This is a genomic window from Methylobacterium ajmalii (assembly GCF_016613415.1).
Classification (GTDB): domain Bacteria; phylum Pseudomonadota; class Alphaproteobacteria; order Rhizobiales; family Beijerinckiaceae; genus Methylobacterium; species Methylobacterium ajmalii.
Map to the genome: position 1 here is coordinate 102,602 of NZ_JACWCT010000027.1, position 7,381 is coordinate 109,982.

Annotated in this window: 6 protein-coding genes; 1 reads left to right on the plus strand and 5 read right to left on the minus strand. The window is 71.7% G+C overall.

All coding sequences use genetic code 11. The features are described from left to right. Positions 1-619 precede the first annotated feature (619 nt). Both HPY23_RS05545 and HPY23_RS05550 read right to left on the minus strand, forming a co-directional pair. The gene (locus HPY23_RS05545) at positions 620-3,814 is read right to left on the minus strand and encodes an efflux RND transporter permease subunit (protein ID WP_091887753.1); all 3,195 of its coding nucleotides are present in this window, start codon (positions 3,812-3,814) and stop codon (positions 620-622) included. A 156-nt stretch (positions 3,815-3,970) separates the two neighbouring features. Further along, positions 3,971-5,221 (minus strand): efflux RND transporter periplasmic adaptor subunit, encoded by a 1,251-nt coding sequence (locus tag HPY23_RS05550; protein ID WP_091887798.1) that lies wholly within the window; start codon positions 5,219-5,221, stop codon positions 3,971-3,973. 88 nt (positions 5,222-5,309) lie between these two features. Here HPY23_RS05550 and HPY23_RS05555 point away from each other — a divergent pair, with 88 nt between their 5' ends. Continuing rightward, entirely contained in the window at positions 5,310-5,912 is a 603-nt protein-coding gene (locus HPY23_RS05555; protein WP_060850013.1) for a TetR/AcrR family transcriptional regulator, read from the plus strand. 245 nt (positions 5,913-6,157) lie between these two features. Here HPY23_RS05555 and HPY23_RS05560 read toward each other — a convergent pair whose 3' ends face one another. The 3 genes from HPY23_RS05560 to HPY23_RS05570 form a co-directional block, all read right to left on the minus strand. Further along, the gene (locus HPY23_RS05560; protein ID WP_091887751.1) at positions 6,158-6,871 is read right to left on the minus strand and encodes a retropepsin-like aspartic protease family protein; all 714 of its coding nucleotides are present in this window, start codon (positions 6,869-6,871) and stop codon (positions 6,158-6,160) included. Positions 6,872-6,874: 3 nt separating this feature from the next. Further along, on the minus strand, positions 6,875-7,087 hold the full coding sequence (locus tag HPY23_RS05565) for a DUF1289 domain-containing protein (RefSeq protein ID WP_060850015.1): 213 nt from the start codon (positions 7,085-7,087) through the stop codon (positions 6,875-6,877). After that, positions 7,087-7,381, minus strand: a 295-nt coding sequence (locus HPY23_RS05570) for an adenosylcobinamide-GDP ribazoletransferase (protein ID WP_200649567.1), incomplete at its 5' end; no start/stop codon positions are given. The genes HPY23_RS05565 and HPY23_RS05570, both read right to left, overlap by 1 nt.

The following is a 7,381-nucleotide window of genomic DNA, read 5'->3' on the forward strand; positions in this document are numbered from 1 at the left end:
AGAGGAGCCGGGGCCTTCTCGCATCCGGGTCCTTCGATGACGGACAATCGATTGCCGGCGATCGAACCGTATTCCACCCGATGAAATCAGGGTGATTTCTTTCTTTCATCTCACGACGATTTGCCGCAGCGGCGGAATGCAGGGATCGGAGAGTTTCATCTGAAGCGTGCGACGGCATCCGCCGCCCGTGCGCCCGTCACTCTATGCCCCCCGGGGCGCGACAAGGAGGCAACGGCCATGGGCGATTCCGGCCTGATCTACATGCTCGCTTTCACGACCTTCGCGCTCGTGATCCTGTTCCTGATCTGGCAGCGCATGCGCGTCCAGCGCGCCAAGGAAACCGGCGAGCGCTCGAGCTTCACCGACCACCACGGCGGCCCGCCGCGGCCGCACCAGGGGCTGACCCGCGATAGGCACGACCCCGCGGGGGGCGACCGCCCATCAACTCTTCCCCCTGCGTCAGGACTCTCCGGGGACATCGCGAGGCATGGTCGCGTCGCCTGCTGCGCGCGAGTTGCATCGCCCGGAGGATTCCGGGCGCCGCACGAACGGGATAGCTGTCGGCGCTCCGTCGTCATGCAGCCGGCCGGCGCGCAGCCTCGGCGAGCTTCCCCGCCGGCTACGCGGCCTGCCCGATCCCGGCCTGCCCCGCGTGGGGCTTCTCATCCCCGTGGTGCTTCAGCGGACGGTTGCCCGAGAGGCGGCGCAGCAGCACGTAGAAGACCGGTGTCAGAAATAGCCCGAAGGCGGTGACGCCGATCATGCCGGAGAACACCGCGACGCCCATGGCGCGACGCATCTCCGCGCCGGCCCCGGTAGCGGTGACGAGGGGCAGGACGCCCATGATGAAGGCCATCGAGGTCATGAGGATCGGGCGCAGCCGCAGGCGGCTCGCCTCGATGGCGGCAGCGAGCGGCGTGCGGCCGGCGAATTCCAGCTCGCGGGCGAATTCGACGATCAGGATGGCGTTCTTCGCCGAGAGGCCGACGAGCACGATCAGGCCGATCTGGGTGAAGACGTTGTTGTCGCCCGCCGAGAGCCAGACCCCGAACATCGCCGCCAGCAGCCCCATCGGCACGATCAGGAGGATCGCGAGCGGCAGGGCAAGGCTCTCGTACTGCGCGGCCAGAACCAGGAAGACGAGGAGCAGCGCGAGCGGAAAGACCCAGATTCCCGAATTGCCGGCGATGAACTCCTGATAGGTGAGGTCGGTCCACTCGAAGGCGAAACCCCGCGGCAGCGTCTCGGCGGCGATGCGGGCGGCGGCGGCCTGTGCCTGGCCGGACGAGACACCGGGGGCGGCACCCGCGTTGATGTCGGCGGTGAGGAAGCCGTTGTAGCGCATCGCCCGCTCGGGCCCTGCGGTCTGGCGCACCCGCAGCAGGGTCGAGAGCGGGACCATCTCGCCCGATCCCGCCCTGACCTTCAGGAGTCCGACATCGTCCTGGCGGGCGCGGAAGGGGGCGTCGGCCTGGACCCGGACCGAGTAGGTGCGGCCGAACTTGTTGAAGTCGTTGACGTAGAGCGATCCGAGATAGATCTGCAGCGTGTCGAACACGTCGGTGACCGGGACACGGAGCTGGCGCGCCTTGGTCCGGTCGATCTCGGCGAAGAGCTGCGGCACGTTCATCTGGAAGCTGGAGAAGAGGCCGGCCAGCTCCGGCGCCTGCGCGGCCCGGGCGAGGAACGCCTTCGTGGCCTCGTTCAGCGCCTCGTAGCCGAGGCCGGCGCGGTCCTCGATCTGGAGCTTGAACCCCCCGATCGTGCCGAGCCCGTTGACCGGCGGGGGCGGGAACATCGCGATGAAGGCCTCGGGAATCGCCGCGTATTTGCGGTTGAGCGACTGCGCGATCGCCGCGCCGTTGAGCGAGGGGTCCTTGCGCTCCTCGAACGGCTTGAGGGTCGAGAACACGATCCCCGAATTCGACGAGTTGGTGAAGCCGTTGATCGACAGGCCCGGGAAGGCCACCGCGCTCTCGACGCCGGGCTCCTTCAGGGCGATCTCGCTCATCTTCCGGATCACCTCCTCGGTCCGGTCGAGGGTGGCACCGTCGGGCAGCTGCGCGAAGCCGACGAGGTACTGCTTGTCCTGCCCCGGCACGAAGCCGCCGGGGATCTGGCGAAACAGCCCGACGGTGAGCCCGACGAGGACGAGGTAGAGCACCATCATCGCGCCCTTGCGCGAGACGACGGCGCCGACGCCGCGGCCGTAGCCGTCGGAGGCGCGCCCGAAGGCGCGGTTGAACCGGCGAAAGAACCAGCCGAGCAGGGTGTCGAGCGCCCGCGTCAGCCGGTCCTTCGGGGCGTGGTGGTCGCGCAGCAAGAGCGCCGAGAGGGCCGGCGACAGGGTGAGCGAGTTGATCGCCGAGATGACCGTCGAGATCGCGATGGTGAGGGCGAACTGCTTGTAGAACTGGCCGGTGAGCCCGCTGATGAAGGCGAGCGGCACGAAGACGGCCACCAGCACCAGCGCGATGGCGATGATCGGACCCGAGACCTCGCGCATCGCCTGGTAGCTGGCGTCCCGCGGCGACAGCCCGGCCTCGATGTTGCGTTCGACGTTCTCGACCACCACGATGGCGTCGTCGACCACGATGCCGATGGCGAGCACGAGGCCGAACAGGCTGAGCGCGTTGATCGAGAAGCCGAAGGCGTGCATCACCGCGAAGGTGCCGACGATCGAGACCGGCACGGCGAGGAGCGGGATGATCGAGGCCCGCCAGGTCTGCAGGAAGAGGATCACCACCAGGACCACGAGGGCGACCGCCTCGAGCAGCGTGTGGATCACCGCCTCGATCGAGGCGCGCACGAACTGCGTCGGGTCGTAGACGATCTGGTAGTCGACCCCCTCGGGCATCGTCCGCTTGATCTCCGCCATGGTCCGGCGGACCTCGTCGGAGATCCGGATCGCGTTCGAGCCGGGCGATTGCGAGATCGGCAGCGCCACCGCGGCCTTGTTGTCGAGGAGCGAGCGCAGCGCGTAGTCCGAGGCGCCGAGCTCGACGCGGGCGATGTCGCGAAGCCGCGTGATCTCGCCGTTCTCTCCCGTCTTGACCACGATGTCGCCGAACTGCTCCTCGTTCGCGAGGCGCCCCTCGGCGTTGAGCGAGAGCTGGAGGTCGAGGCCGGGCACCGCCGGCGAGGCGCCGATGATGCCGGCCGCCGCTTCCACGTTCTGGGCCTGGATCTCCCGCACCACGTCGCCCGCCGACAGGCCGTGCTCGGCGGTCTTCTGCGGGTCGAGCCAGATCCGCATCGCGTAGTCGCCGGACCCGAACAGCTGGACCTGGCCGACGCCGTCGAGGCGGGCCAGCCGATCCTTGATGTTGAGCACCGCGTAGTTGCGCAGGTACGTCATGTCGTAGCGCCCGTTCGGCGAGACGAGGTGGACCACCATCGTCAGGTCGGGCGAGGACTTCACCGTGACGATGCCGAGCTGGCGCACGATCGCCGGCAGGCGCGGCTCGGCCTGCGAGACCCGGTTCTGGACGAGCTGCTGGGCCTTGTCGGGGTCGGTGCCGAGCCGGAAGGTGACGGTCAGCGTCATGATGCCGTCCGTCGTCGCCTGGCTCGACATGTAGAGCATGCCCTCGACGCCGTTGATCTGCTCCTCGATCGGCGTCGCCACCGTCTCGGCAATCACCTTCGGGTTGGCCCCCGGGAAGGTCGCGCGCACCACCACGGAGGGCGGCACCACGTCGGGATACTCGGAGATCGGCATCGCCAGGAGCGCCAGCAGGCCGCCGATGAAGATGAGCACCGAGAGCACGCCCGCGAAGATCGGCCGGTCGATGAAGAACTTGGACAGGGTCATGGCGCCCTCCGGGGGCGGGGCAGCGGGCCAAGGAGAAGACGGCAAGGCAGCAGACGGCCGGGGAGCGGGAAGGCACGGGGGATCCGCGCGGCCGCTCGGGAGCCGCCGCCGGGTGTCCGCGCCGGACGGTGGATCGGGTCGGGGGTGCCGGGGTCGTCAGCGCTCGGCGAGGCGGCGCGTCTCGGGGGCGCCGCGCGCGCCCATCGTCACCGGCTCGGGGCTGAGCAGCGTGCCGGGGCGGATCCGCTGCAGGCCGTTGACGACGATGCGCTCGCCGCCCGACAGGCCCGACGTCACGACCCGCAAGCCGTCGACCGCGCGGCCGAGGGTGATCGCCCGGAACGCGGCGCGGTCGTCCGCCCCGACGACGAGCACGAACTTCTTGTCCTGGTCGGTGCCGACCGCCCGCTCGTCGACGAGGAGCAGCCGCTCGGGCGCGGGTCGGCCGAGCCGCATCCGCGTGAACTGCCCCGGGATGAGCCGGCCGTCGCCGTTGGCGAAGCTGGCGCGCACCCGGACCGTCCCGCTGCGCGCATCGACCTTGTTGTCGATGAATTGCAGGTGCCCGCGGGCGGGCGCTCCCTCGGCGGTGGTCATCTCGACCGGGATGGCGTCGAGCCGGCCGCGCCCGCCCGCCGGGCCGGCGATCGAGGCGAGCGCCTGGAGCACCACCGTCTCGTCGGCGTCGAAGCTCGCATGGATCGGATCGACCGAGACCAGGGTGGTGAGCACCGCCGCCCCCGCGCCCGCGGTGACGAGGTTGCCGGGCGTGACCTCGCGGCGCCCGACGCGCCCGGCCACCGCCGCCCGGATCTCGGTGTAGCCGAGGTTCAGCCTGGCCGCCGCCAGCGCCGCCTTCGCGGCGTCCAGGCTTGCCTTCGCCTCCTTGGCGGCGTTGGCGCGCACGTCGAGGTCGCGGGCGGTGACGATCTGCTGGTCGGAGAGCCGGCGCCCGCGTTCGAGGTCGCTCACCGTCAGGGCGACCCGGGCCTCGGCCCCCGCCACCTGGGCCTCCAGGCGCTGGACCTCCGCCGCGTAGGGCGCCGGGTCGATGGTCACCAGGAGGTCGCCGGCCTCGACGAGTTCCCCTTCGGCGAAGTGCGTCGCCTGGACCGCCCCGCCGACGCGGGCCCGGACATCGACGCGCTCGACCGCCTCCAGGCGACCGGAGAAATCGTCCCACAGCACCACGTCGCGCGGGGTGATCGCGGCGACCGGGGCGGGCACCGCGGCCTCGGCCGGCGGCGTCGCCGCGATGGCAGCGTTCCCCCGGGTGATGGACGGCGCGAGGAAGGGATAGGAGGCCCCCGCCAGCAGGGCGAGGACGAGGCCGATCCCGGCGCTGCGCCGGACGAGGAATTGGCCTAGGGATGGGGCGCGAGATGGGTTCACGGCCGGCTCCGATATCTGTATCGTGCGATACACATGTCGGTGTCGACGCGGCCCGTCAAGATACTTATCTACCACTCGATACAAAAATGGGAGTCGGCAGGCGATGGCGATGGGACGGCCCCGGTCGTTCGACACGGACAAGGCCCTCGACGAGGCGATGGAGGTGTTCTGGCGCCACGGCTACGACGGCGCCAGCCTCGCCATGCTGACCAAGGCGATGGGCATCAAGCCGCCGAGCCTCTACGCGGCCTTCGGCAGCAAGGAGGGGCTGCTCAAGGCGGCGCTTGACCGCTACGCCGAGCGGCGCTCCACGCACATGCGCTACGTGCTGGCCGGCGCCACCGCCCGCGAGGTGGCCGAGCGGTTCCTGACCAGCATCGCCGAGAGCCACACCGATCCGGCCAACCCCCCCGGCTGCCTGCTGGTCCAGGGCGGGCTCGCCTGCGGCGAGGGCTCGGAGAACATTCCGTTCGAGCTCGCCTCCCGGCGTGCCCAGTCCGAGACCGAGCTGCGCGAGCGCTTCGCCGCGGCTCAGCGCGACGGCGACCTCGGTGCGTCCGCCGACCCGGCGGCGTTGGCGCGCTTCCTCTCGACGGTCGCCTCGGGCATGGGCGTGCTCGCATCCTCGGGCGCCGACCGGGAGGCCCTGCGGGATGTCGCGCGGGTGTCGCTCGGCGCCTTTCCGGGGCCGGACGCGGCACGCTAGTCCTGCCCCCCGTCGGGCCGGCCGTCATAGACTGCGCTGCCGAGACGGCGATTGCCCGGGTTCCCGCCGATCGCGGCGTGGGCTGATCGTGCTGAGAGGAACGGCGCGGGTTTCCGCGGGCCCGGCGTATTCACGCATCTCGCTCCGGGCGCCTCCGAACCGCGTCGGTTGTCTCGGAGGCGGATCGTCTCGGAGGCGGATTGTCTTGGGGCGGCCGGCCGAGGCCTGCACGACCCGCGGCACCGTCACCGAGCGCTTGTTTCACCTCCCGCCCCGCGCAGGATCAGCCGGCTGCCCCGGACCTCGTAGGAGGCGAGGCGCTCCAAGAAGCTCATTCCGAGCAGGTTGACGCTCAGGGCCCCCGGGCGGGTGACCAGGGCGGAGACGCGGGTCTCGCCGATCGGGCCGACCGCCACCGTGTCGAGCACCACCGGGGCGGCGGCGGTGCGACCGTTGGCGGTCTGGACCTGGACCCGGAAGGCGGAGGGGGCCGGGTGGAGGCCGAGCGCCGCGGCGGTCTCGGCGGTGAGCACGACGGCGCTGGCGCCGGTATCGAACACGAAGGCATGACGCCGCCCGTTCACCGCCGCCTGGACGGTGAAGCCGCCGTCGACCCGGCGGGCGATCGTCACCTCGCGGCCGGCGCCGGGGACGGGCTGGCCCGGGTCCATCTCGCCGAGGGTACGGAAGGCGAGGTCGCGGGCCTGGTCGCGGTAGACGTAGAGGGAGGCGAGCCCGGTGCCGACGACGCCCCAGACCAGGAGGGCGAGGACGCCCTCGGCGAATCCGGTCCGGAACCGGTTCCCGACGCCGTTGAGGATGAGCAGCGCGGCGGCGAAGCCGCCCGCGAGCCCGGCCGCCTCGTCCGGGCGCAGGCCCGCGATCGCGCGGCCGCCGACGGCGTTGAGCGCGTAGGCGCAGGCGAGCAGCAGGAGCCCGATGCCGACCGCGCCCGGCACCGGTCAGGCGACCACGGGGGCCGGGGAGGGCGCCGGCTCGAGGTCGGGATAGGCCGCGGCGAGCCGGGCCGGCAGTCCCGCCATGATGCGCACCCGCTCCGGTTCGGCGAGAGCGCCCCAGGCGGCGATCTCGTCGCCGGTGCGGCCGCAGCCCTCGCACAGGCCGGTCACGGGATCGAGGACGCAGAGGCGGATGCAGGGGGAGGAGGCGGGCATCAGGCGGGAACCGCGATCACGAGGGCGAGGAGGGCGGCGATCTCGGCGGTCTGCTGGCACGCCCCGATGACGTCGCCGGTCTGGCCGCCGACGAGGCGCGCGGCCATCCGCGACAGGGTCCAGGCGGCAACGAAGGCCAGGAGACCGGCGAGCGCGAGGCCGAGCCAGGGCAGGCCGAGGAGGCCGGCCGCGATCAGCACCGCGAGGCAGAGCGCCCAGGCGATGGCATGGGTGGCGCCGCTCGGCCGGCCGACCGCGTGGGCGGCGCCGTCCGGCCGGGCCGGCGGCAGGCGG

What these genes read in the sequence shown, in the direction of transcription:
- HPY23_RS05545 (WP_091887753.1), bottom strand. Translation starts at nt 3,814, where the DNA reads ATGACCCTGTCCAAGTTCTTCATCGACCGGCCGATCTTCGCGGGCGTG.
- HPY23_RS05555 (WP_060850013.1), top strand. Translation starts at nt 5,310, where the DNA reads ATGGCGATGGGACGGCCCCGGTCGTTCGACACGGACAAGGCCCTCGAC.
- HPY23_RS05565 (WP_060850015.1), bottom strand. Translation starts at nt 7,087, where the DNA reads ATGCCCGCCTCCTCCCCCTGCATCCGCCTCTGCGTCCTCGATCCCGTG.